This is a genomic window from Sulfitobacter sp. OXR-159 (assembly GCF_034377145.1).
Classification (GTDB): Bacteria; Pseudomonadota; Alphaproteobacteria; order Rhodobacterales; family Rhodobacteraceae; genus Sulfitobacter.
Genome location: NZ_CP139707.1, coordinates 2270212 through 2294502 on the forward strand (window position 1 = coordinate 2270212; position 24291 = coordinate 2294502).

A 24291-nucleotide genomic window follows, 5' to 3' on the forward strand; every position below is an offset into this window, starting at 1 on the left:
GGCCCGGGATTGCTCTATCGTACGGCCATTTCGCCTTCTGCATTGCGAGCAATCGCCCAGATAAATCCAACCAGTTCACGCGCGACAGCTGTCACAGCCACCTGACTGCGTTTGTGGCGTATCTGCGTGAGACGTTGATATCGGCCATACAATCGCAACTGCGCTTTCCAGGCGATATCCTTCGCCGCCTGAGACAGGTCTTTTTGTCGAACCAGCGACCATTGACCCACCTTTGGCTTCAGCCGGTAGAGCCAGGCAGCCTCGAACAAGAGCGCGCGAACGTCCGAGGATCCTGCCTTAGTGATCCCGCGCGGGCGTATGCTGGACCCACTTGAGAATTCCCCCGGCACCAGGCCAAAGTAGCTCATCAGACGACGTGGGTTTTCAAACCGAGCAAAATCGCCGACTTCGGCGACAACCGCTGCGGCTATCACTATGTCAAGACCGCGAAGGGCTGTGAGTTCTCGCACGATCGGGGCCAAAACCCAGTCTGACATCAGGTTTTCAATCTGTCCGTCAATCTGGGCCCGTCGATCAACAGCTTGCTCTTCTTCATTGAGATAGCTCTGCAAAGCGAATTGCGTTGCAACATGACCGAATTGAAGATCCGCCAGCCAGACCCGATGTCGATGTCCCCATTTCTTCCGTTCATAGCGCCGGCCGTGCTTCAGCAAGAAGCAGCTGATGCGCTGGCGTGCCTTACGAACTTGATGAGAGGATATGCGCCGCGCCTTGACCAGGTCCTGCATCGCCTCGTGGGTCGCATCCGGTGTCCAGATATAGGTGAGTTCACCGGCCCGGTGCAATCGGGCCAGATTCAGCGCGTCGATCGTATCGTTCTTCATGCGCCGCTTTCCCGGCTGAACAGGGGTTCTGGAGGGTGCAACGACGTCGCAGACATGTCCGAGTCCGATAAGATGGCGGTGCAGGCCATAGCCGCACGGACCTGCTTCATAGGCAAAAGATATCGCTTCAAACCTGACCGCCAATTTCTTGACCATTCGATTGATGGCGGTCGTCTCGTTCGGGATTGAACCCAAAGAGCAAACCTCGCCGGATCGTTCGCCTTCAGCAAAAGCCACAGCGATTGTATCCTTGTGTACATCGAGACCCACATAGGCATCAAAATTATCCATAACAGTTCTCCTTTCCTCGCCGCACGATTATGCACTGCAGTCACGGAAAACGGTCATCTCATCTGGCTCTTTGCAGGGGCCGACACAGGTGCGGAAACCTTGGCCCGCGCTATGACTATTATCGAGACGGCAAAGCTAAACGGGCTCGACCCACAGGCATATCTCGCGGACGTTCTCGACCGCATCCACGACCACAAGATCAACAAGCTGGATGAGCTGCTGCCGTGGAACTGGAAGACGTTGCCTCGAGAAGCCAACAGTCAAGCCGCGTAAACTGCGGTACCAATGGCGCGGTTACAATCAACCCGTCGATCAGCTATGATTTACGGCGCATCAAATAGATGGCAAATAGCCCAAACCATCGGTCGGGCATCGTGCCGACGCATCTTGAACGCCGTGTCGCCATCCACCTGACGCGCCAGAGGGGCCGCCCAACCGTGGTCAACGCCAGCAAGGGTTTCCAGCGGTAGGTCAAGACCCTCGATAAAGGAAACCATGCGCGCGGCCAGAAGGATACGGTTCACGACCATCGAATGGCGTAGACCATCAACGCGTGGCCTGGTTCGCCCTTGCAGTGGCTTCAACCCGGCGCGCCGTATGACGTTCGTGAGCAGCCAGGTGATCATTTCTGGTGTGTAACGGCGGGTCCGGCCCTGCTCGTGCCAGAAGAGACCAAAACATGGATCCTGCGATGCGCCGGCACGGCGCCGGGCTTTGATATAGGCTCGAAGATCGGTCCTCACGCTATCGGGCAGCGGCAGGATCCTGGTTTTGAAGAACTTCGTTTGGCGAACCGTGATCGGACCCTTCTGGAGATCGACATCGACAAGATCGAGACGGGCAAGCTCGCCCCGCCGCGAGCCTGCACAATAGGTCGGCACCAGCATACTGCAGACCGTCAACGGGCGAAGTGGTGACCGTGGTGAGGAGCAGGAACGAGCGAAGTCGAGCATCCGACGTACATCGGCGGATGAGTAAATGTGGGACTTGCGCCATAGCTGGGCCACTTCCTTCTGCAGTCGCGGGTCCGGCTGGCGCAATGGGATCAATGGGATCAATGGGTCCCGGTGGCGGTAGATTTTCGCGAGGACACGCCTGATATTTTCACATTCGGCGGCGTGATTGCGCGTGGATTTCGCCGCCGCCCAGTGATCAAGCATCACCCCGACCGGCTGTTTCTGGAGCGCCGGATTAAGCTGCAGGAACTGAAATGGCCCTACATACAGACTGCACGATTTGGCAATACCGTTTCATCATCGCACGACGGGCTTCCGCCATTTGTCTTGCGTTTCCCATTGCCTGAGGAGTGGGTTCAAGATCACAAAGCGCTCCTCACGCCGTTGCGATCTTTGGATACAGGAATACCCGGGCGCCGGTAGCGACACGATCATAGAGGTCTTTCACGTGTTCATTCGTCAACCGGGCGCATCCATTAGATACAGCCGAACCGATTGTTTGCGGAGCGTTCGTTCCATGTATGCGAAGATAGGTATCGCGCCCCACATGATTATAAAGATAGAGCGCACGGGCCCAGAGCGGATTGTTTAGCCCACCTTCCAGACCATCCTTGTACTTAGCATATTTCTGTGGATCGCGCCGGATCATGGCGTTAGTTGGTCGCCACCACGGCCATTTGGCCTTGCGCGCTACGATGAACTCCCCGGGTTCGTACAAACCCTTGCGCCCTACTCCGACTCCGTAACGGATCGCCATTCCCTTTTCGAGCATGAAATAAAGGAAAAAATCGTCAGGAACGACGTGAATATCCCCTTTCAACCAGTCACCGCGACGGGTGTTTATCAACTGCGGCTCGAATCGTTCGGGCAGTTTGACTTTGTGAGCCAAGGCGGTTTTGGGCAGCAAGCATCCCATCATTCCGGCATAGAGCAGCTTTCTTCTCGTAAAATTCTCCATCGCGGTCTCCTCGGCCCCATAAAAATTCAGCTTGCTTCAGGACAGAAGAAAACAAACCGTGATCTTGGCAAAACGCGCGTCGTTGTTGCCTTGAAGCTACGAAAACCCCGACGAATGGAGCCCTCCAGCGCCGGAATGTTGTTGACTAGTAAATTACTGCACGGAGGTGAAAGAATATGCACTACTCGCGCTTCTTTATGATGATCGGAACGTGCAGCGATATTGGCCATTCTTGTCGAATCGAAGGCCACCGACACGATTTGCGGACACTACTAAAAATTATTCCATTCCGTCCTTGACCTTTCCACGCTGGAAGACCCTCACCTGAGCTGGCATTCGAAGGAGTTCGGCATGATGAGATTGAGCGTACCGGACATGAGCTGCGGGCACTGCACCGCCGCAATTGAAAAAGCGATCAAGGCGATCGACCCGACCGCCAAGGTTTCCTGTGACCTTGGGGCGCATATTGTCGAGGTGGAGAGATACTTGAGCGAGCGCGCAATATCCGAGGCAATTCGTGATGTCGGGTATGATGTAAAAGCACCGGCAGCGACCTGATACGAAAAAATGGCGCCGATGGGTTCGGCGCCATTTCAACACGTGATCCGCTACGCGAACATCAATCGCTTTCTCGTGTCTTGTCGACAAGGGCCTCCAGTTGCTCCTGTTCGACAAAACCGGGCACCATGTCGTCGCCAATCACGAAAGACGGTGTTCCGTTGAAGCCAAGCGCCTGGGTCAGGCGCATCGACTCGTCGATATGCTCCTGCACCTTGGGTGCTTCCATGTCGGTGCGCAGTTGTTCGATATCGAGCCCGATCTCCTCGGCCAGGCGCATGACCGATGCTTCCTCGGCGCGTTGTTCCATACCCATCAATGCCCAGTGAAACTCCTCGTATTTGCCCTGTTCCCTGGCGGCCAGGGCGGCCTTGGCCGCGAAGACAGACCCTTCGCTCAGAATGGGCCATTCGCGATAGACGAGCCGGACATCCCGGTCGACGTCCAGCAGCCCCTGAACCTCGGACATGGCCCGTTTGCAGTAGGGGCAGTTGTAGTCGAAGAACTCCACGACCGTGACATCACCCTCGGGGTTTCCGAAGACCGGCGCGTTCGGATCATGCTCGAGCAACTCGCGCTGGTTCTTCAAAAGGTCGGCGGCTGCCTCTGCCTGAGTGGCCGCCTGCTCCTGTTCGAGCAACTGCACGGCTTCCATGATGATCTGTGGGTTTTCCCGGATCGCTTCCAGCGCCAGTTCCTTGATCCGCGCATCGCTTGGCTCCTGCGCGAAGCCGGCAATCGGCGCGACCGCCAGGCCAATCGCCAGCGCGGTGGTCTTCATCGGGTGCATTGTCAATTTCCTTCTTTCTGGGGTTCGGCGGCACTGCGTTCGGCCTGAATCTGTCGTTGCGCCAGTTCTAGCGCAAATTGTCCGATTTCAGGTATCACGTGGATGTTTCCGTCAGCCTATTGTTTTGGCGGTCCTGCCGCCTTCCCGGACTGGAACGTCAAGCCCGGTTCCAGCTTCCGCTGGCACATTCCCGTCAGTTGCATCATTGCCGTTTTTCCCGCTTCGGCCTACGGCATCGGGGCGAACTGGTGTGCCCTACTGTCGGTCTCGATCGTCTGGCGAAGCTCCAGCGTCTCGGGATCGAGAATCCACAGTTCCGGCTTGCCGGCACTGCTCACCAGCAAGGCATCCTCTATGCGCGCCATGTGATAAGGTTCAGGTCCGACGTTGACTTCCAGCCGTTCACCGGTCGACCGGTCGATGCGCACCACGAGATTGCGTTCACGCGCGCTCGACCAGATCGCGTCCTGGTCAACCGCTACGCCATGCAATTCTCCCCCGATGTCGAACGTGTCGAGGATTTCGCCGCTGTCGGCATCCATGATGGAGACGGTCCCGTTGTCGGCTTCGCTGACAATCAGTTGACGGGCATCGGCATCAAGCTGGATATGCTTGGGTGGCCCCTGGAGCTTGAAATTTCGCGTCACGATCCCGTCCTCCGGGTCAAGTACACTGATCGTTGCGTTGCCGGCGTTGGAGACGAGGAAACTTCCGGTCTTCGGATCGGCGACCGCATATTCTGGAACCGGACCGGTAGCGACCGTCGCGGTGACCCGGCCTCTTTCAAGGTCGATTACCGAAACGGCACCCAGGCCGGGATGGGTCACCACGGCGAAGCGTTCATCCGACGAAATCCCGACGTGGTGAACAATGCCCGGCACCTCGATCTGGCGCAGAATCTCGCGACTGTCAGCTTCAATCAGCGTTACCAGACTTACCGTGTCCGGCTTGGCCGTGTCCCCACCCCCGTGATGGGCCGCGTGATCCTCTTCTGAGACGGCGGTCGGCTTGGCTACATCGCCGGGCATGGATTCCGACAGGCTACCGGCCACCAGAATGCCGCGTTTGGGCGCACCGGCGAGACCGTGGACGTTATCAAGCCCTTCGATGCGACCTGCCTCATTGAAGAATTGATCCAGATGAAGCACTGTTCCCAGCTCGCCTTCGGGGACGTAGACATCGGCAATCGCGACGCTGCCGGTCATCAAGACCGCACCGAGCGTTAGGGTAGTGATGCGCATGATATATTTCCTTTCATAGGTGTAATTGCGACTGCCGCCAACGTATGGACGGGATTGCGACTATCAACACAGCCTCGCGGCCTTTTATATAGGCGTCTGTCGCAAATGCAGGGACCTGTTACGCTCGGAGACAATTCTTTCCGCGCATCGGCGGGTAAACACCGACGTATCAGGCTGGCGAGGGCTGCGACCGGTACTTTCATCACCGACCGGATTCCGCACAGTTCACTGCTTCCGGGCCTCCAGTTTGGCCCGTCGCCGCTCGAATTCGTCCTCGTCGATTTCACCGCGGGCATAGCGATCACGAAGAATATCAATCGCTGTCTGCCCGGTTCCAGTGTCCGAGCGGTTGGAGAAGCCGCGAACCGCAAGTAGAATCAGACCGATGACGAGTGCCCAGAAGATCACCATCATCAGCCCGCCCCACATTCCAAAGCCGCCATCCCACATCATGTGGCCGAACCCGTCGCCTGCCGCAGCCCAACCAGGGGTCGCGGTGAGGCCAAGCGATCCGCCAATGGCCGTAAAACCCAAGATTTTCATGTCATTGTCCTTTCGTTGTTCGACGTTTGCGTTTCCAGCGGCAGCATCACGGTCGCGACAAGGCCGCCTTCCGCCCGGTTGGCGAGGCTGATGTCGCCGCCATGTGCCCGGATAATGGTTCGCGCGATGGACAGCCCGAGCCCTGTGCCGCCGGTCTCTCTCGAACGGGATTTTTCAAGTCTGAAATAGGGCTCGAAGACCTGTTCGAGGTCGGCATTCGGTATGCCGGGTCCGTTGTCAGTAATGCGGATAAAGGCGTGGTCGTTCTCGCGTCCATAGCTGGCATCGACCATTCCGCCATAGCGTTCGGCATTGTCGATGAGGTTGCGAAGGGCGCGCCGGACCGATTGCGGCCGCAAGCGCAGATTCATGGCCTCACCTTCCTGCAGGCCGCGCGTCCGGCAGTGAGATCGAGAAGCTGATCGCGATTGAGTACGAGCCGGGGCCGTTCGAGAAAAACGACTAGAAGTTTGAGTTCCGAACCGGTGAGGTCGACCTGCCCGCCGCTCTCATCGGTCAACATGCGGCTGTCGGTATCGAGGGTCCACTGTGCAAATACGATGCGTCTTCCCGACAATTTTCCGGCATGGGTCCCGGGCAGCGGCGAACGTCGCAGAATGGCCTTGATGCGCGCGAGCAGTTCTCGGGGATTGAATGGTTTGGCAAGGTAGTCGTCCGCCCCGATTTCCAATCCGACGATGCGATCCGTCTCTTCACCGAGCGCTGTCAGCATCAGGATCGGCACGTCGCCCTTGGCCGACAGACGACGGCAGACCGATAATCCGTTTTCTCCGGGCATCATGACATCGAGAACGATCAGATTGAACTGTCCTCTCGCAAGCTTCGCATCCATTTCGACGGCATCTCGCGCCGAGGTTGCGCGCAGGCCGTTCTTTTCGAGGTAACGGGTAACGGAGTTGCGGATTTCGCGATGATCGTCGACGACGAGGATATGGGGCTGATCGTTCATGTTCTTCCTTCTAACGATTAGCGCATCGGTTTCCCGAAGAGAATTGTCACGAAATGTAACAGGGGCGGGGTTTGCGACATGGCGATACAATACCGTTGTTCCAGCCGGTTCCGCTGCGGCCTAACACTCCCATATAAAGTCTATCGAAACCAAAACATGAGGAAATCACGATGACCCGCAAAACCCTGCTCGCAGCAACCGTTTTGGCCGCAACTGCAATCGGAGGAATCGCGATCGCGGACTCCAATCACGGACATGGGGGTAAATCCGGTATGAGCGACCGTGCCGGCATGATGCAGGACGGTTCCGGCATGGAGGGCGGCATGTCCGACATGATGGGCATGATGAAGCGCATGCACGGCCAGATGATGGGCGGCAGCATGATGGGCGGAATGGACCCGATGGGCGGCGCCATGATGCAGATGTTCGACGCCGACGGTGACGGCACGGTGACGCCCGAGGAAATGCGCGCCGGACTGCAGGCCGAGCTGACCGAATACGACAGCGACGGTGACGGCACCCTGTCTATCGAGGAATTCGAGGCGCTGCACAGCGCGATGATCCGCGAGATGATGGTGGATCGCTTCCAGCATCTGGATGCCGATGGCGACGGCTCCATCACAGCCGAAGAAATGACAGCCCCGGCCGACAAGATGGAGCGCATGCAAAAGATGCGCGACGCAATGGGGCAGATGGAGCCCGGCGACGGCCCCGGCATGGGCGACAGCGACATGATGAACAACGATTGAGCGTTTTCGGGCGTCGGCCTATGTGGCGGCGCTCCTATCCGGTACCGAGCCATGGTCGGCGGATCGGTACGGACTTAGCCCTGCTTTGACGGAGGCAAATATGATGAGCCTTGTAATGATGATCGTCTGGCTGGTTCTCGCGACAACGACGATCCTGCGGGGTCGGCTCAAGCCGATCAAGCAGCCGCTTGAGTAACTTGAGGAGATGAAAGTGACTTATACCTATAACCGCGTACTCAGAGGCGTCAGTATCGACGACGCGGAAAAGCGCGTCCGCGCCGCCCTGGCGGATAAGGGTTTCGGCGTTCTGACCGTAATCGATGTCAAGACGACGATGAAGGAAAAGATCGACGTCGATATGGACGGCTATCGCATCCTTGGCGCCTGCAATCCGGAAATGGCCCACAAGGCAATCGGGATCGAACCGCGCGTGGGCGCGATGTTGCCATGCAACGTTATCCTGCGCGACATGCTGTGCGAGACTGTCGATGCGGCATGATCGCCATATCGTTGATCTTTGGGTCGCTGGAGGGCGTATGCATCGGGGAATCGGGCTCGAACCCGAGTAACAGGGAGGCAGGTGGCTGACAGCATCCAGGATAGAGAAAAATCCCTGACCTTCGGCGAAGGCTTTTGGGCGCCTGGTGCAGTGGGAGCCGTCTTGTTGCTGATCGCCGCGATAACGTTGGCGCTGATCGGCGGAGCCTACATCGGATTTGGTGCGACGGCTAATTCGCTGAAAACCTTTTGCGCAGAATTGGCGGTTGCAGTCCTGTTCGCGGCGACCGCGCTGCGGGATTGCTCTGGACTCCTTTGGCTTTGCCTGTAGGGCTCGCCGCACATGCCGCGTGGGATCTTCTGCATCACAACGATGTGTTCGGCGCGCCGGTCACGCGGTGGTACATTCCGTTCTGCGTCGTCTTCGAGCTGTTGGCGGCAGCCTTCCTTTTTGTGCTGTATGTGCCGTGAGGCCGGGAATACCACGGTTCGTGTTCGGGCGAACCGCACGATTGACTGCTGCGGCACTGCTGATTTTCGCCATCCTGGCCCTGGCCCTGGCCTTGGGTCCGCTTGCCGACGTCATCGAGAACTTCGACGGCGACAACGCTGTTTTGTCTCGCACTTAGTTATAAATATGACGGGCCGCAGTGTGGGGCGTCGCCGAATTGTCTTCACACATCAGGGCGTGGCGATATCGACCTGCCTTATCCGAACAATCGGAAGATCTTGGCGTATATCCGACATAACCGAGGGATAAAGCCGGGTACCGATGGCGATGAGGCGGTACTTTGCGTCGCCAACTTCAGCCGGGCGCCACAGGCGGTAAAAATTGATCCAAGCCAGTACTAAGGCCGCGTGCCGGTCGAACTGGCAGGTCAGGCCCCCTTCCCGCCCGTCGGTGAACTGCCCTATATGTTGACCTTACCAGCCTACGTAGCGCACTCCTTTACCTTCTATTTCGTTCTGGACGCACTGGGGCTTGAGCCAGCGATCTTGACATGGCAAAGCCATGAGTATCATCAGATGGTTTTAGAAATCGGTCTGAACTTGGGCGTGGCTCTGAGCTGGATCGTATTGACGATGAGCCTGAACCGGGCCTGACGCCCGCTGAGCGGGCTGTTGCATTGTTCCTTATCATTGGGCTGAGCATGCGCGATATTGCGAAGATGGGGGGCAAATTGGAAAGCACGATCAAAGCCCAGACCAATGCAATCTATCGCAAGGCTGGCGTGACCGGGCGCACGCAATTGCTCAGCACGTTTATAGAGGGTTTAATGGACGAGGCCCTGCTACAGCGGACGATTAGCAGGCCAAGGCTGTGAGAAGCCTGGCGATGGCAGCAGTAGCGTGACCAATGGCCGTCTGAGCACTATTGGTTTCTGAAAGGGCTGTAGGCGACATCAAGTCGAGAGGCTTAGTCGCCCTCCTTGAGCACTTTCTTGGGATTCTTTGAATCGAACTCTTCAGGACTGTGAGCGGCTCCCTCGTGATCGTCTTGTGCATTATGCCGCTTGCGGTGCGGCGGGCGCTTTTCTTTGGCGTAGTCTGGTTCGTTTGGCATCGGGTGCTCCGTTCTCTAATGGCGCGCTGAGCCGGCTAACTGGCTTCAAAGGCATCTTTTACCCAGAACTCTGACTGTCTGATAATGTTCCAGCCAAACCCCGTGCGCCGTGCTTCGCTCTCTGGCCTTTTGTTGAAAAGCACATGCTTCAGCGAAAATCTGAGGTGGAAAGAAAGGCCTCTACCCGTGGCGCAACTTATCCGACCGGAACCATAGCGGCTATTCCGCGTTTCCAATACTAACCAAAGGAGAACGATGATGACTTCACAGTGCCAAGCGACCGCAAATTTGGTTCACAATGGAGAATATTCCGATCTACGGTTCGTCAATATGATGTCCGCCCATCATGCGATGGCGGTATCAATGGCCGAGGTTGCGGTGGAAAAAGGCGAGCACAACGAACTCGTCCAGTTCGCAAAGACCATGATCGAAGATCAGAAGAAAGAAATCGAAACGCTTGATGGCATAATCGAAGACCTTGATGGCCCTGATGAAGTCGCGACGGAAACCCATCCCCATGAGCGCAGCATGCTCGGGATGGACAGCCCAGAAGAACTCGCAAAAAAGGCACCCTTCGACAAAGCATTCATCGATTCACAACTGCCGCACCATGCCTCTGCAATTGAAATGGCAGCGGTCGCTCTGAAACAGAGTTCCAACAGCGACATCAAGAAGCTTTCGAGGAGCATTATCGATGCTCAGGCCCAAGAGATCGGCAAAATGATCGACTGGCGCCATAGCTGGTACGGTGAAAAGGGCTGAATTTTGCCAGCAAGATAGCCTTCCTGTGATCTGGTCTACTGTTTGATGTCACAGCCACTTGACGCGCAGGCCTCAGAAAAAGTGCAAGGCTCCAGCAGGAGGAAGGCTTTTATAGTTCGCGCCGATAGGTAACCTTGCTTGGGCATAAGGGATACCAAAATTCATGACGACATTGATCGCCATCATTTTGATCTTTGCGTTCTCAATGCTGTTCACCGCAGCATTGCGCGCAGGTGCTGCAGGTCCAAGCACCTATCCTCAGAAGCGCCCTATACTCGGGGGCAGTGATCCTGAGACCCATGCATGGCAACGTTTCCACATCCGGTACTACACTATGACGCTGCTGTTCGTCGCCTTCGAGATGGAAATGATGTTCATGTATCCTTGGGCCGTGGTTTTTGTAGAGGAAGGCCCCAAGGCGCTGGCAGAGATGGGTATGTTCTTGGTCATTCTATCGGTCGGGATCGTCTATGGCTGGCGGGAGGGTATTTTTCGGTGGGAATGAGCTGGCTTGCAAAAATGGCAGGGCTGGCCGAAGTGCCGGTGTTTGTAGCCTTTGGCGAGGGTGCCCCTGCAGATGCCCCGAGCGTGCTGGCTAAAGCCCCCGGATTGCGCGTTGTTGAGACGCCGCGAGCCGCAGCGATCTTGTTCGTTGTAGGCACGGTTCCAGAGGCTCTTCTACCTCAACTGCACCGCCTGCATGACCAGTTGCCGCACCCCCGCGCCAGCGCTCTCTGGCATTCTCGCAATGAGTTGCCAGGCGCGACGAGAATAGAAGAAATAGCGAACATCAGCGTTTTGTTGAGGGCAATTCACAGAGATCTGCTGGGTGGCAGTCTCAAGTCCGAGCCCGACTTTTTGTCAGATGCCCCGCCAAACGAGTGGCACGGGGTCGGGCCACATGGTCAAGGCGGCAAAGGCATGATGGGCGGCACCCCTTATGGAAGGCCGATGGCGATGACAGCCGCCGATCTGCGGGATGGGCTGGAGCTTGATGCCTACACCGCAGATTTCGGTCCTTTTCTGCCCATGCTCCCGGCCGGGCTCGTCTTGACCCTCACTCTCCAAGGCGACACGATACAGAACGTTGCGGTTGCGCATCCGCCGTTCGAAACCCAAGAACAACGCGGTTGGGTTCTACTCAATCTTCTGGGACTGCCCGCACTGGCCGAACGGATGTTACGCGCCACCAACATCGGCAATGCGACCGTCAAACGGCTGATCCGCTTATCGGGCGCGCGGGCAGCAATCCCCGAAGGGTTGGGCCGCACTCATGACGGATCGGACGTACGCACGCGCTTTGACCTGCTGACCGGCACCTCAGAACCCATTTTCAACCTGCACGTCCAGCAAATAGGCCTTGATGATCTATTGATCGGTCTGGAATGGCACGAAGCCATGCTGGTTTTGAACAGCTTTGACAACGCATCGCTGCGCGCCATTTGCGCCAATACCTCTGATCCCGAGCCCGATACAATGGCGGGCGGAATGGATCACGGCGTCCATGCAGGGCACATGTCATGAGCGTCGCCCTCACCCTGATGATAATGCTCGTATTCATGACCGTCGGCATGCTTATCGCTGCGGTTCTGGACACGTTTTTCTACCGATGGCTGGCCGGACGAACTGGGGGCAGTTTGCTAACGCCGCTCTATACCGCTGCGGCGGAAGTGTCTCGGCAACGCATTTCGACCGAGGCGCCAGACAGAATGAACTGGTTCCTGTCCATCTCGGGTTTTCTGACGCTCGGTGCGATTGGTCTCGCTGTCGTACCGCTCGGGCCACAGTCTGTAGTGATTGGCCTCGAAACCAGTGTGGTGCTGTGGGGGGCGTGCGAGTCCCTCGTGGTTGTGCTTGTGTTTTTGCACGGCTGGGCACCCAATTCCCCGCTCGCCCTGATCGGGGCCTATCGCTATGTCGCTATTGGGCTGCCGATCATGCTGCTTAGCATGTTTGTCCTGATCGCCGCCGCACTGCCTGCAGAGTCGCTTGATCTACGCGCTATCGTGACGTCGCAAGAGGACATATGGAACGTGATCCGCCAACCGCTTGGGCTGCCCCTCTTCATACTGTTGGGATTGTCACTTACGCTGCGCGGACCACTCGACTACGCCGACAGTGCTGACCTTGCAGGCGGCACGTCGATTGAGGATTCAGGCGCTAATCGGTCCGGTTGGCAGGTGGCAAGATTGTCCATGTTGGTCGGCTTTTCTGCAGTGGCCGCCTCGGCATTTCTGGGCGGCTATCTCGGCCCGGTCCTTCCGGGAGTTGTCTGGCTCGCGTTCAAAACACTAACCATCATGGCTGTCATTATCGCCCTGTCTCATCTGCTGGCGCGTATGCCCGTAGCACGGATGCTCGGGCTGATCTGGAAGGTCCTGCTGCCAATTGCCTTCTTAGACTTGTTGCTGGCCGGACTGGTGGCGCTGGCATGACGGATATTGCTTTCTATTTCCTCTCGGCGATCGCCATCTGGAGCGGTTGGCGGGTTTTTCGGGTCGACTCGATGATCCGTGCAACATTCGCGCTGATGGTCTCGTTCATCTGTGTCGGTGCCATCGCGCTATTGATGTCTGCCGATTACATCGGCGTCGCCACGGTCTTTATGATGGCGGTCGAGATGATGGTCATGGGTCTTTTCATGGTGATGTTCATGATGAACCCGGCAGGCCTGAACCCGATGCAGATGGTGCATCAATACCGCCTGTCGATAGGAGCGGGCATTGTCGCTTTTATCGGCCTCACAGTCGCGGTGCTCACAACTGACCTACCGCATAATCCCCTGCCTGCGGGTCGGGATACCATGCGTGATCTGGGCATCAACCTGCTGGGCAGCTCGATGCTGATATTTGAGACCGCCGGGGTGACGCTATTGGCGACCATGCTCGGCGCTGTCATCTTATCGAGCCGCCGTGGCCGGTTTGGAGTGTCGGACGAGGGTGCTATCCCCCCAGGGCTTCATCCGGGCGGAACACCTGCGGGGCGCAAGGTGGAGGAAGGCGGTGGCCACGGAGGGCATGGTGGGCACGGCGGCCATGGTGGTCATGACAAGATGACTGACGAGAAGGACGACGGCCAAGGCACTGGCCATATGGGTCACGAGATGGCCGACGCCGACCCGGCGTTGTCAGCAGGGCATACGGGTCACGGAGGACACACAACCGGCGCTAACCCAGAAGGCGCCGATCCAAAGAAGCCCAAACAAGAGCCAGCACCGGACCCGCATGAAGGCCACGGCACCAAGCCGAAGAAGGAGCATTGATATGACGTTAACAGCCATATTGATTGTCGCGTCGGCGCTCTTTGGCATCGGTCTCTTCGGTGCGTTATCACAGAAATCCTTTGTAATGCTGATGATGGGCTTGGAGCTGATGCTAAATGGCACCCTACTCGCGGCTGTGGGGTTTTGGGCCTTTACCCTTGAAGGGGCGCCTGAGGGACAATTGCTTGCGATCCTGATCATGGCGGTGATGGCAGTCGAACTGGCAATCGGCTTTGCCTTGGTTGTTGCCGTCTATCGCAAACGCCAAGCGGATGTGATTGAAGCGCTCGGGACGCTGAAAGAATGACGCTTTGGCTACTCCCCCTTCTACCGATTTTGTCAGGCGTGTTAATCGCGGTGATGGGTGATCGGTCGCGCGGCTGGCTTGGAGGGTTGGCAGTGGCCGTGCTTGGCGGGACTTTCGTCTTGGCGTTAGCTGACGTCACACAAGATTGGACCGCATACTTGATCTGGTCGGATGCACTCCGGCTTACCGCCTCTCTCACGCCGATCTCAGCGGCGGTTGCTCTCATGGTTCCCGCCATAGCACTTGCTGTTGTCTTTCACGCCACACAGCATGAACAAGCGCGTGGGCTGGGACGGCTAATTGGCATCATGATCCTGTTCACAGGCGGTATGGAATTGGTTGTCGTCGCCGATGATCTCTTGACGCTGCTTATCGGCTGGGAGCTAATTGGCGCCTGTTCCTGGGCGCTGATCTCGCACAAGTGGCGCGACATCGAAAATCCGCGTTCGGGCCTTTATGCTTTCGTGATGACGCGGTTCGGTGACCTTGGACTTTTTGCCGCGGCGATGGCGCTCTACTCCGCCACGGGGTCTTTCGATTATGCCGGTATCGCAACGCTCGAAGGCACGTTTCAGTGGATCGTAGCCTTTGGAATCCTTCTTTCGGCGGCCTCGAAAGCCGGACAGGTTCCCTTCTCGCCCTGGCTGTTTCGGGCGATGGCTGGCCCCAGTTCGGTCTCGGCGCTTCTCCATGCGGCGACGCTGGTGGCAGCCGGAGCCTATATCATCGCGCGGCTTGAGCCATCCTTGTCCCTCGCTCCCGGGTTTAGCGTCGCGGCGATCTCGATCGGGTTAATCACTGCTCTGGCGGGCGGCGTCACCGGGGTTTTGCAGAACCACGCCAAACGGCTGCTTGCGGCGTCCACCTCAGCCCAACTCGGATTTATGTTCGTCGCAGTCGGCGCGGGGTATCCTGGGATCGCGGTGCTGCACTTGATTGTCCACGCCACATTCAAAGCGCCGCTTTTCCTTTCGGCTGGCCTCGCAGGCGATGCTGCGGGGAGCTACCGCCTGGATAAAATGATGCTGGGCCAATCGCTGCCAATCGTCGGGGGGCTTACAGCTATAGCAGCAGTCGGACTTGCCGGGATGCCGCCTGCGGGAGGTGGTTGGAGTAAAGAAGAGATCATTAAAGCGGTTGAACATACTGGGTATTGGCTGCCAATCGCAGTGATGCTCGGCGGCGCACTGAGCGCGGCCTATACGACGCGCTTCTTGTTGTTGGCATTTAGCTGGCGCGGCGATGACGAGCGGTCAATCGAAGTGCCTGGCATGATGGAAACCATCGGACTGGGTATCCTCGCTGCATTAACGCTGACAACAAGCCTTCTGTGGTATCCGCCCCTGGCTGAGGCACTTGCCGCCCTATTGGACATGACGCTCCCCAAAGGCAGCCCTTTGATGCTTGGCCTTTCGCTGGCCTTTGTCGCCGCCGGTGTCTTGGGCGGCGTCTATCTGGTGCGGCGGCACCCTACGCTCGGAACAAGCGGTGCCACTGCTGCCGCCTCAGATTGGCTCGGGCTGCCCAAGTTGATCACCATCGCCGTTGTGCGACCCTTAGATGCGCTTGCCCGCACAACGGCTTGGATTGACGACACTCTCATTGACGCGGGGCCTCGTGGGGTCGCTTTCATGGGCCGCAAAGGGGCGGCTTTTATCGCGGAAATGGACAACCGTGTTGTTGATCAGGGTATCCGGAACACTGCTGCATTTGGCGACTGGCTCGCTCAGGTCAGCGACCGTTTCGGGGAGACGATCTCTGATGGCATACCCGAAGGCAGTGCGCGCCTGACCGGTATGTTAGGCCGCGACATTCGCCGCCTGCAAACCGGGCTCTCTCACCACTATTACGCTTACATTATCGGCGGCGTCATCGCCGTGATCGCCATTCTCGCTGCAGGAGCATGACATGCTGACACTCACCATCCTAATCCCGATGCTGGGCGCCCTGGCTCTGACCGTTCTGCCCAGTCTCGGCCATGCCACTGCCCGCATCATCGCGGTCGCAACCTCGACATTGTCGTTCTTGCTGCTTCTAATCGTCTGGTACCAGTTTGACACAAGCTCAGGGGCCCCTGCCTTTCAGGCCTATGCGGAGGCCCCTTGGATACCCGCGCTCGGTGTCTTCTGGCGCGTGGGCGTGGATGGCATGTCATTGGCGCTCTCGTTGATGAGCGGCGTCCTCTTTATCGCTTGCATCGCATGGCCGATGGAGACCCCTGAACGTCCCCGCGCCTACTATGCATGGTTTCTGTTTCTGGAGTCGGTGTCGCTGGGCCTATTCATGGTCCTCGATTTACTGATCTTCTATGTCTTCTTTGATCTTAGCCTTGTCGGGATGTTCTTCCTAATTGGACGGTGGGGCCATGGTGACGCCCAAGGTGCGGCGCTCAAGTTCTTTATCTATACATTAGCGGGGTCCCTCGCGATTTTGCTGGCGATTATCGGGCTGGTGTTGACGGTTGACCCAATCACATTTGACATGCGCGCCTTGATTGCTGCGCAGCCATTGGCAGGGATGGATTTGCGGGGTGGTTTGATCCTTTTGGGCTTCGTTCTGGGGTTTGCCGTCAAGGCCCCCCTGTTTCCGGTTCACACATGGTTGCCACCTGCGCACGTCATGGCACCGGGGCCGGTGTCGGCCATCCTCGCTGGCGTCTTGCTGAAGATGGGGACCTATGGGCTCGTGCGGATCCCCTTTCAGATGATGCGCGAAACCTTCGCCGATTATGCATTGCCGCTGGCGATTGTGGCACTCGCTTCTATCCTGTGGGGAGCCATTGTCGCTTTGGGACAGACCGACCTAAAACGGCGCATCGCCTATACTTCGGTCAATCATATGGGCTATACCGTCTTGGGCATCGCCGCCGCAGGAGCCTTGTTGAACGGCGCAGAAGGTGCGCGCGAAATGGCTTTGACCGGTGCGGTGGTCGAAATGGTAGCGCACGGGTTAATCACCGGCGCGCTGTTCTTGATTGCCGGTGGCTTCTGGGCGCGCAGTGGGACCTATGACATGGATGCTTACGGCGGGCTGGCCAAAGTGGCTCCTCGCTTGACAACCGCTGCCGTGATTGCGGCTTTTGCCAGCCTCGGGTTGCCGGGGTTGGCCGGTTTTGTGGCGGAAGTGCAGATCTTTGTCGGCACCTTTGCCGTCTTTCCGGTGATCGCTGCGATTGGTCTGCTGGGCATTCTCATTACTGCCGCACTCTTTCTGCGGTTGCTGCAACAGGTGTTCTTTGGTGACCTGCCAAAAGCGCGCGAGGGGTTTGCCGATGTCAGCTTACGTGAAGGCAGCATTCTTGCAGCGATCTTGGCGCTGGTCATTCTGATCGGCATCTATCCGCGCTGGTTGCTTGATCTGATCGGCAGCGCCTCCTCTGCCATAATAGGGAGCTGACCGGTGCCAATCGGCGACGTATCCCCTGAGATCGCGATCATCGTGGCGGCAGTGTTGGCGCTGCTGTTTGCGGCCTTTGCGCCCCGCCGGATGCAGGCGGGGTCGGCACTCATCGCCCTTGCAGGCATTGCCGTCGCCATTGTTTTGGTCCTGGGGCAATTGGGGGAAACCCGGTTCACCTTTTCAGGAACTTGGGCGCTGGACGGAGCGAGCCTTTGGGCGCGATTGATGATCCTGCTGGGCACGGCCTTTTGTATTCTGCTGGCACCGGGCTGGTTCCGCACCGATCCACGCCATGGAGAATATTACACGATCCTCCTGCTTGGTGCGCTTGGGGCTATGGCAATGGCCGGTGCCGGAGACCTGTTACAACTCACTATCGCGGTGCTGCTGTCTTCAGTCACCGGCTACACGCTGGCCGCGTGGCACCGCGACTGGGCGCTGTCCATCGAAGCTGGCATGAAATATTTCCTCATGGGAGCACTGGCAAACGCATTGCTGATTACCGGGGTCACCTTAATGCTGGGACTCTTGGGGAACACCGGATACGCAGATATTGCCGCTTCATTAAGGCTCGGCACTGGGTTTTCTCCGCTGCTCTTTGTCGGATTTGCGCTAACCCTAACCGGCGTCGCGTTCAAACTGGGCGCAGTACCCGCGCATGCATGGTTGCCCGATGTGGCCGAAGGCGCACCAGTCCCTTCAGCCGCATTCCTGACGGTCGTGCCCAAGATCGGCGCGGCCATCGCATTGGCCCGCCTCGTACAGCTTGTGCCCCCGGAATTTCTTGGCCTGCGCCCGCTGATCGCGATTTTAGCCGCAGCGACAATGACCTTGGGCAATCTGGCCGCGTTTTGGCAGGATGATATCCGTCGGCTAATCGGCTGGTCCTCGGTGGCACAGGCAGGCTACGTATTGATGGCCGTCACCGTTCTGGGGCTTAGCCCAGATGCGCTGAGCGCCCTTTTGGCCTTCATAGCCAGCTATGCGATAGGCAATCTCGCAGCCTTTGCGGTCGTGGCATACCTACGCGGGCGCACGGCTATCGCCGACTACGACGGCTTGGCCAAGCGGCGCCCGCTCGTGGCGACAGTACTGGTGGTCTCTTTCCTGTCTCTGGTGGGCATTCCGCCAACAGTCGGATTTCTGGGCAAACTGGCGCTGTTCATGACCACGGTAGACGGCGGCTATACTTGGCTCGCGGTGGTTGCAGCTGCCAATACCGTTGCGTCGCTGTTCTACTATGCGCGGGTAATGGGCCGCGCATATTTCAACGCGCCGCCTGAGGAGATCGCTGTACTTGATCGCTCAAGTGGGGTGGCAGTGTTGATCGGGGGCATTTTCGTGATCGGCGGAGCTGTGTTGGCCGGAAGCGCGTTCACAGCCTTTCAACTCAGTCAGCTATTGCCCGGATAACTGCATCATGTGGCAAATTTAACAAGTTTTTATAGGATATCCGAAATGAAAGACTGCCTCATCATCGGTGGCGGGCCAGCGGGTCTTACCGCCGCACTTTACCTTGCCCGCTTTCTGCGCGAGGTCGTGGTCTTCGATGCGCGCGCAGGACGGGCGCTGAAAATCCCCACGACGCACAATCTTGCTCCCTTTCCTGACGGCATTTCGGGCGAGGACCTGCTTGGACGGATGCAATCCCATGCTGAAACTTATGGCGCAGAGATCATCAATGATGAGGTGCTGGAGGTTTCCAAAACAGATGGCGCATTCCGTGTGACGACCGCAAATGGCACCACCACTGCACGGACCGTTATATTGGCCTCCGGCGTGATCAACCATGGCCCGCCACTTTCAAAACAGGATCATGACCTCGGTCTGTCGCGCGGGCTTATCCGCTATTGCCCGATATGTGACGCTTATGAAGTTCGCGGCAAACAGATCGGTGTGTTGGGGCATGGCGAACACGGGCTGGCAGAGGCCCGCTTTATTCGCAGTTATTCCGATGATGTGACGCTCATTCCACCCGAGGGGTACGTGCCACATGCCACCGATGATATCGGAGTTTTAGCGTCGCCGATGCGCCGCCTGTCTTTGACAGACACTCAAGTTCTGGTCGAGGTGGAGTCGGGCCAGCAGCATCGGTTCGATACGCTCTATGTGGCCCTCGGCACCAGCCCGCGTTCTGATCTTCCCGTATCGATCGGCGCAAAGTGCAATGCAACTGGATGTGTCATCGTTGATGCACAGCAGGAAACCTCGGTCGCGGGTCTTTATGCCATCGGCGATATCGTCGAGGGGCTTGATCAGATTGCTTTTGCAATGGGGCAGGGTGCGGTGGCCGCGACGGCGATCCATAACGCTTTGCGCCAGTAGAACTGCATCAGGAAACGCCTTTTAAGGAGAGATTGGCTGTGTTAGCTGCTCAAGACATTGAAGATTTATCTAAACGGGATGACATAACACAGGCGAGGAAAACAATTCTGGTTTTTCTGCTGGCGCTGACAATAACATTGTCTTCGCTCATGACGCATGCTGCGGGTGCTGCACCCGCTGGTTTGACATCCGGTGAAATGGCTTCTGTTCACACGGCTTCGATGTGTGGCCTTCCCAGTGGGATGAGTGGCGATGGATGTGCAGCAATGGCAGGCCACTGCCTGAGTACGTCCTGCGATCCTTATACTTTGTCGCAACCTTCGGCGATTCGCTTTGATGTCAGCCACCCAGCGCTGCACATAAAATCCTACAGAGTTTTCGCCACGATCGAGATCCCGCCGCCACGTACGTTGCAATAACGCCAGAGCCTTAGGCTCAGGACCCATAAAGCTGGTTGAAGTCGCTATGCCTGCGTGATTCATCCCCCCAAACTAGTGGGGAAAAATATGAGCAATCTTTATTGGCTGACTGAGGTGCAGATGGCGCGGCTTCGGCCGTATTTCCCAAAGAGCCGAGGTCGGCCACGCGTTGATGATAGACGCATATTGAGTGGCATAATATTCATCAACCGCAACGGCTTACGCTGGTGTGATGCGCCCGCTGCCTACGGTCCACCTAAGACATTATACAAACGCTGGAAGCGTCGGAGTGATATTGGTGTGTTTGCCCGGATCATGATAGGATTGGCGGCAGAAGCCCCCGACAACAAGACAATCTCTATCGATGCCACCTATCTTAAAGCTCACCGCACCGCATCAAGCTTGGGGCTAAAAAAGGGGGCGTGGACGCCTGATTGGGCAGACCAATGGCGGCATGAACACAAAGCTACATGCCGTTACGGACACCAGCGGCCGTCCGATCCGCTTATTCATCACCGCTGGCCAGGTTAGCGACTACACCGGTGCCATGGCTTTGCTGAGCAGTTTTCCAAATGCAGAATGGTTGCTCGCGGATCGAGGTTATGATGCCGATTGGTTCCGCGAAGCTTTGTCGGAAAGGGGCACAAGGCCCTGCATCCCTGGTCGCAAGTCGCGCAAGAAGGTCGTTAGATACGACAAGCGTCGTTACAAGCGCCGCAACCGCATTGAGGAGAGTGTCCGATCTTTTGTGTAACTGCGAACTGGTCCATGCTTCCTGAGAGGAGCAAGGACGATGACCATATCCAAGGAACTGCTGGACGAACTACTGAAGGGCTGCGAGCGGCCTGAAGACCTGCTTGGCGATGCCGGGCTAATGAAAGAGCTCAAGATCAAGCTGATGGAGCGGATGCTCGGTGCTGAGCTGACGGCACATCTGGGCTATGAAGACGGCAAGGATGCCCCGTCTGATCAGGCCAACCGTCGCAACGGCTCATCTGCCAAGAGATTGAAAGGGCAAGACGGCGAACTGCCTATCGCTGTGCCGCGGGACCGGCCCTCTCGGCAGATTGCTTTGCAATCGCCTGCCGGGTAGTAGACGGCAGCTTCGAGCCTGAACTGGTGAAGAAGGGGCAGACCCGCATTGATGGGATGGATGACAAGATTATCGGGCTTTACGCCGCCGGTCTGACCGTCCGCGACATCCGTGCTCATCTTGAGGACGTCTATGGCCTGCAAGTTTCGCCAGACTTGATCAGCCGCGTGACCGATGCGGTGCTGGATGAGGTTCGGGAATGGCAGTCCCGGGCGCTGGACCGGATGTATCCCATCGTCATTTTTGACGCTCTACGGGTCAAGATCCGCGACGCCCCTCTCGGGACATTGCTTCGCAATGCCCTGCCGGGCAGTGGATAGCCGCATGGTCAAGAGCAAAGCCGTCTACGTGGCCCTCGGCGTCAGCAGGGATGGCGTGCGCGAGGTTCTCGGTCTTTGGATCGCTGACAACGAGGGCGCCAAATTTTGGCTCTCGGTGATGACAGAGCTGAAGAACCGTGGGCTGCAAGACATCCTGATTGCGGTCGTAGATGGTCTCAAGGGCTTCCCTCCCTCTCATCGAAACTGCGTTTCGACTGCCGGGCAACGGATGCCATCACAGCAGCCTTTCCGGACACGGCCGTGCAAATGTGCATTGTTCATCTCGTGCGCCATTCGCTGAACTTCTGTGCTTGGAAAGATCGCAAGGAGGTGGCAGCCGATCTGCGGCGGATTTACAGCGCCCCTACAGCCGATCAAGCTGGCTTGGAGTTGGATGCCTTCGAGGAAAAATGGGCCGGGAAATATGCCCCCATCGCACCGGCCTGGCGCAGAGCTTGGCAGGAAGTGATCCCGTTCTTTGCTTTTGATCCTGCCATCCGGAAGATCATCTACACCACCAACGCCCCCTCTCGGCAGCATGCTTTGCATGCGCCTGCCGGGCAATGATTGAAAGCTTGAACCGTGTAATCCGCAAATCGATCAAGACGCGGGGATCGTTCCCGACCGAAGACGCTGCAACGAAGCTGATCTACTTGGCGATCCGCAACTTTGAGAAAGGCGGCCGGAATGTTCGAGAATGGTCTGCGGCCCGCAATCATTTCGCCATAATGTTCGAGGATCGCTTCAATGCGTGACTGTATCTAAAACCCGCATGGGCCAGGCCAGATACACAAAGTTCATGACACTCCCTACCCCGGAATCAAGCCGCAGGCGCCGGGCCATCGTCTGTCCGCCCGTCACGCCAGAGGCGTGCCGATATACACTGGCGCACCTTTGGTGCGACCGGGTTGGCGATTTGATGAGGCTGAGTGCGCGTCTAGTAGGTCACCCCAAGGCTGCACCATAAAGTGGCACGAAGCCACCTGAACATCGCCACCCCACGGGCAGACACTGACCCGCCCTCCTCACACTTGTCCTTAACCCCAAGTCAGTCTATGCCGCCCCTGACCCATCCCCTGTCCTAAAAAGGTGCGCGCATGATCCCCCGCTACTCCCGTCCCGATATGGTTGCCGTCTGGTCGCCGGAAACGAAATTCCGCATCTGGTTCGAGATCGAAGCCCATGCCTGCGACGCGATGGCCGATCTGGGCACCATCCCGCGCGAGAATGCCGACGCCGTGTGGAAAGCCAAAGACGTTGAATTCGACGTGGCCCGCATCGACGAGATTGAGGCCGTCACCAAACATGACGTCATCGCCTTCCTGACCCACTTGGCCGAACATGTCGGCAGCGATGAGGCGCGTTTTGTGCATCAGGGCATGACCTCCTCGGACGTGCTCGACACCTGTTTCAACGTACAGCTGACCCGCGCCGCTGATCTGCTGCTGGACGGCATGGACAAGCTGCTGGCCGCGCTGAAGAAACGCGCGCTTGAGCATAAGGACACCGTCCGCGTGGGCCGCAGCCACGGCATCCACGCCGAGCCGACAACCATGGGCCTGACCTTTGCCCGCTTCTACGCCGAGATGGACCGCAACCGCGCCCGCCTCGTCGCCGCGCGTGAGGAAATCGCCACCGGCGCGATCTCGGGCGCTGTCGGCACTTTCGCCAATATCGACCCCCGCGTCGAAGAGCATGTCTGCGAGAAACTGGGCCTCAACCCCGAGCCGATCTCGACCCAAGTCATCCCGCGCGACCGTCATGCGATGTTCTTTGCCACGCTCGGCGTTATCGCCAGCAGCATCGAAAACGTGGCGACTGAAATCCGCCACATGCAGCGCACCGAGGTGCTCGAAGGGGCGGAATTCTTCTCCATGGGGCAAAAAGGTTCTTCGGCCATGCCGCATAAAAAGAACCCCGTGCTGACCGAGAACCTCACCGGGCTTGCCCGTCTGGTGCGCATGGCCGTGGTTCCGGCGATGGAGAACGTAGCACTTTGGCATGAGCGCGATATCTCGCATTCATCCGTCGAGCGTGGCATCGGGCCTGACGCGACTGTCACGCTGGACTTTGCCCTGCACCGTTTGGCAGGGGTGATCGACAAAATGCTCGTCTTCCCCGAGAACATGCTGGAGAACATGAACAAATTCCCCGGTCTGGTGATGAGCCAGCGGGTGCTTCTGGCTCTGACCCAAGCTGGCGTAAGCCGCGAAGACGCCTATTCCATGGTGCAGCGCAACGCGCTGAAAGTCTGGGAAGAACGCCTTGATTTCCGCGAATTGCTGCTCGCCGATGAAGAGGTCGTCGCGGCCTTGGGCGAAGATGGCATTAACGAGAAATTCGACATGGGCTATCACACCAAACATGTCGACACGATCTTCAAGCGCGTCTTCGGCGCGTGATGCGATCATCGTAATGCTTTGAGATTGGCGCGGACGGGT

At 57.8% G+C, this 24291-nt stretch carries 26 protein-coding genes and 5 pseudogenes; 22 read left to right on the forward strand and 9 right to left on the reverse strand.

What is annotated here, in order from left to right; translation table 11 throughout:
* Positions 1 to 14: 14 nt before the first annotated feature.
* Positions 15 to 1136 (reverse strand): IS110 family transposase, encoded by a 1122-nt coding sequence (locus T8A63_RS11670; protein ID WP_322343897.1) that lies wholly within the window; start codon positions 1134 to 1136, stop codon positions 15 to 17.
* Positions 1137 to 1187: 51 nt separating this feature from the next.
* On the opposite strand from T8A63_RS11670, the pseudogene T8A63_RS11675 reads away from it, so the two are divergent.
* A pseudogene (locus T8A63_RS11675) lies at positions 1188 to 1409 on the forward strand (transposase domain-containing protein); the annotation flags it as partial.
* A 50-nt stretch (positions 1410 to 1459) separates the two neighbouring features.
* Here T8A63_RS11675 and T8A63_RS11680 read toward each other — a convergent pair.
* Both T8A63_RS11680 and T8A63_RS11685 read right to left on the reverse strand, forming a co-directional pair.
* Positions 1460 to 2296: a tyrosine-type recombinase/integrase gene (locus tag T8A63_RS11680; protein ID WP_322343898.1), complete on the reverse strand. Its 837-nt coding sequence runs from the start codon at positions 2294 to 2296 to the stop codon at positions 1460 to 1462.
* 172 nt (positions 2297 to 2468) lie between these two features.
* On the reverse strand, positions 2469 to 3050 hold the full coding sequence (locus T8A63_RS11685) for a L,D-transpeptidase (protein ID WP_322343899.1): 582 nt from the start codon (positions 3048 to 3050) through the stop codon (positions 2469 to 2471).
* A gap of 351 nt (positions 3051 to 3401) precedes the next feature.
* On the opposite strand from T8A63_RS11685, the gene T8A63_RS11690 reads away from it, so the two are divergent.
* Entirely contained in the window at positions 3402 to 3608 is a 207-nt protein-coding gene (locus T8A63_RS11690) for a heavy-metal-associated domain-containing protein (protein ID WP_300057696.1), read from the forward strand.
* 61 nt (positions 3609 to 3669) lie between these two features.
* Here the strand turns inward: T8A63_RS11690 and T8A63_RS11695 are convergent, their stop codons facing one another.
* The 5 genes and pseudogenes from T8A63_RS11695 to T8A63_RS11715 all read right to left on the reverse strand — a co-directional run.
* Complete coding sequence (locus tag T8A63_RS11695; RefSeq protein WP_300057721.1) at positions 3670 to 4389, reverse strand: DsbA family protein; 720 nt, start codon at positions 4387 to 4389, stop codon at positions 3670 to 3672.
* Between the two features lie 236 nt (positions 4390 to 4625).
* Positions 4626 to 5639 carry a hypothetical protein gene (locus T8A63_RS11700; protein WP_322343900.1) on the reverse strand — a complete coding sequence of 338 codons (1014 nt, stop codon included), beginning with the start codon at positions 5637 to 5639 and terminating at the stop codon, positions 4626 to 4628.
* Positions 5640 to 5864: 225 nt separating this feature from the next.
* A complete protein-coding gene (locus tag T8A63_RS11705) occupies positions 5865 to 6182 on the reverse strand; it encodes an SHOCT domain-containing protein (RefSeq protein WP_300057690.1) in 318 nt (105 codons plus the stop codon).
* A complete protein-coding gene (locus T8A63_RS11710) occupies positions 6179 to 6553 on the reverse strand; it encodes a sensor histidine kinase (protein WP_322343901.1) in 375 nt (124 codons plus the stop codon). Before T8A63_RS11710 ends, T8A63_RS11705 begins: the two co-directional genes overlap by 4 nt.
* A gap of 17 nt (positions 6554 to 6570) precedes the next feature.
* A pseudogene (locus T8A63_RS11715) lies at positions 6571 to 7152 on the reverse strand (response regulator); the annotation flags it as partial.
* Between the two features lie 170 nt (positions 7153 to 7322).
* Here T8A63_RS11715 and T8A63_RS11720 point away from each other — a divergent pair.
* From T8A63_RS11720 to T8A63_RS11745, 6 genes and pseudogenes are all read left to right on the forward strand, one after another.
* Positions 7323 to 7901, forward strand: coding sequence for a calcium-binding protein (locus tag T8A63_RS11720; protein WP_322343902.1), 579 nt, complete (start codon positions 7323 to 7325; stop codon positions 7899 to 7901).
* 211 nt (positions 7902 to 8112) lie between these two features.
* Positions 8113 to 8373: pseudogene (locus tag T8A63_RS11725) on the forward strand (DUF302 domain-containing protein); the annotation flags it as partial.
* A gap of 108 nt (positions 8374 to 8481) precedes the next feature.
* The gene (locus tag T8A63_RS11730; RefSeq protein ID WP_322343903.1) at positions 8482 to 8730 is read left to right on the forward strand and encodes a hypothetical protein; all 249 of its coding nucleotides are present in this window, start codon (positions 8482 to 8484) and stop codon (positions 8728 to 8730) included.
* A 242-nt stretch (positions 8731 to 8972) separates the two neighbouring features.
* Entirely contained in the window at positions 8973 to 9251 is a 279-nt protein-coding gene (locus T8A63_RS11735) for an alpha-glucosidase C-terminal domain-containing protein (RefSeq protein ID WP_322343904.1), read from the forward strand.
* A gap of 6 nt (positions 9252 to 9257) precedes the next feature.
* Positions 9258 to 9503, forward strand: a complete 246-nt coding sequence (locus tag T8A63_RS11740) for a hypothetical protein (RefSeq protein WP_067941181.1) — start codon at positions 9258 to 9260, stop codon at positions 9501 to 9503.
* Between the two features lie 47 nt (positions 9504 to 9550).
* Positions 9551 to 9724, forward strand: coding sequence for a hypothetical protein (locus T8A63_RS11745; protein ID WP_322343905.1), 174 nt, complete (start codon positions 9551 to 9553; stop codon positions 9722 to 9724).
* A gap of 92 nt (positions 9725 to 9816) precedes the next feature.
* Here the strand turns inward: T8A63_RS11745 and T8A63_RS11750 are convergent, their stop codons facing one another.
* Positions 9817 to 9963: a hypothetical protein gene (locus T8A63_RS11750; protein ID WP_300057452.1), complete on the reverse strand. Its 147-nt coding sequence runs from the start codon at positions 9961 to 9963 to the stop codon at positions 9817 to 9819.
* 255 nt (positions 9964 to 10218) lie between these two features.
* Here T8A63_RS11750 and T8A63_RS11755 point away from each other — a divergent pair, with 255 nt between their 5' ends.
* From T8A63_RS11755 to purB, 14 genes and pseudogenes are all read left to right on the forward strand, one after another.
* Positions 10219 to 10725, forward strand: coding sequence for a DUF305 domain-containing protein (locus T8A63_RS11755; protein ID WP_067937019.1), 507 nt, complete (start codon positions 10219 to 10221; stop codon positions 10723 to 10725).
* 163 nt (positions 10726 to 10888) lie between these two features.
* Complete coding sequence (locus T8A63_RS11760) at positions 10889 to 11230, forward strand: NADH-quinone oxidoreductase subunit A (protein WP_120351436.1); 342 nt, start codon at positions 10889 to 10891, stop codon at positions 11228 to 11230.
* A complete protein-coding gene (locus T8A63_RS11765; RefSeq protein ID WP_322343906.1) occupies positions 11227 to 12249 on the forward strand; it encodes a hypothetical protein in 1023 nt (340 codons plus the stop codon). Before T8A63_RS11760 ends, T8A63_RS11765 begins: the two co-directional genes overlap by 4 nt.
* Positions 12246 to 13160: an NADH-quinone oxidoreductase subunit H gene (locus T8A63_RS11770; protein WP_322343907.1), complete on the forward strand. Its 915-nt coding sequence runs from the start codon at positions 12246 to 12248 to the stop codon at positions 13158 to 13160. The genes T8A63_RS11765 and T8A63_RS11770 overlap by 4 nt, the downstream gene beginning before the upstream one ends.
* Positions 13157 to 13987: an NADH-quinone oxidoreductase subunit J gene (locus tag T8A63_RS11775; RefSeq protein ID WP_322343908.1), complete on the forward strand. Its 831-nt coding sequence runs from the start codon at positions 13157 to 13159 to the stop codon at positions 13985 to 13987. Before T8A63_RS11770 ends, T8A63_RS11775 begins: the two co-directional genes overlap by 4 nt.
* Position 13988: 1 nt before the next feature.
* Positions 13989 to 14294, forward strand: coding sequence for an NADH-quinone oxidoreductase subunit NuoK (gene nuoK / locus T8A63_RS11780; RefSeq protein WP_067937003.1), 306 nt, complete (start codon positions 13989 to 13991; stop codon positions 14292 to 14294).
* A complete protein-coding gene (locus T8A63_RS11785) occupies positions 14291 to 16201 on the forward strand; it encodes an NADH-quinone oxidoreductase subunit L (RefSeq protein WP_322343909.1) in 1911 nt (636 codons plus the stop codon). The genes nuoK and T8A63_RS11785 overlap by 4 nt, the downstream gene beginning before the upstream one ends.
* A gap of 1 nt (position 16202) precedes the next feature.
* Positions 16203 to 17690, forward strand: coding sequence for an NADH-quinone oxidoreductase subunit M (locus T8A63_RS11790; protein ID WP_322343910.1), 1488 nt, complete (start codon positions 16203 to 16205; stop codon positions 17688 to 17690).
* 3 nt (positions 17691 to 17693) lie between these two features.
* The gene (locus T8A63_RS11795) at positions 17694 to 19106 is read left to right on the forward strand and encodes an NADH-quinone oxidoreductase subunit N (RefSeq protein WP_322343911.1); all 1413 of its coding nucleotides are present in this window, start codon (positions 17694 to 17696) and stop codon (positions 19104 to 19106) included.
* A 45-nt stretch (positions 19107 to 19151) separates the two neighbouring features.
* Positions 19152 to 20018: an NAD(P)/FAD-dependent oxidoreductase gene (locus T8A63_RS11800; RefSeq protein WP_322343912.1), complete on the forward strand. Its 867-nt coding sequence runs from the start codon at positions 19152 to 19154 to the stop codon at positions 20016 to 20018.
* A gap of 38 nt (positions 20019 to 20056) precedes the next feature.
* The gene (locus tag T8A63_RS11805; RefSeq protein WP_322343913.1) at positions 20057 to 20437 is read left to right on the forward strand and encodes a hypothetical protein; all 381 of its coding nucleotides are present in this window, start codon (positions 20057 to 20059) and stop codon (positions 20435 to 20437) included.
* An 87-nt stretch (positions 20438 to 20524) separates the two neighbouring features.
* Positions 20525 to 21167 (forward strand): annotated as a pseudogene (locus tag T8A63_RS11810) (IS5 family transposase); the annotation flags it as partial.
* Positions 21168 to 21230: 63 nt separating this feature from the next.
* A pseudogene (locus T8A63_RS11815) lies at positions 21231 to 22605 on the forward strand (IS256 family transposase).
* Positions 22606 to 22947: 342 nt separating this feature from the next.
* Complete coding sequence (purB, locus tag T8A63_RS11820) at positions 22948 to 24252, forward strand: adenylosuccinate lyase (protein ID WP_322343914.1); 1305 nt, start codon at positions 22948 to 22950, stop codon at positions 24250 to 24252.
* The last annotated feature ends 39 nt before the right edge of the window (positions 24253 to 24291 follow it).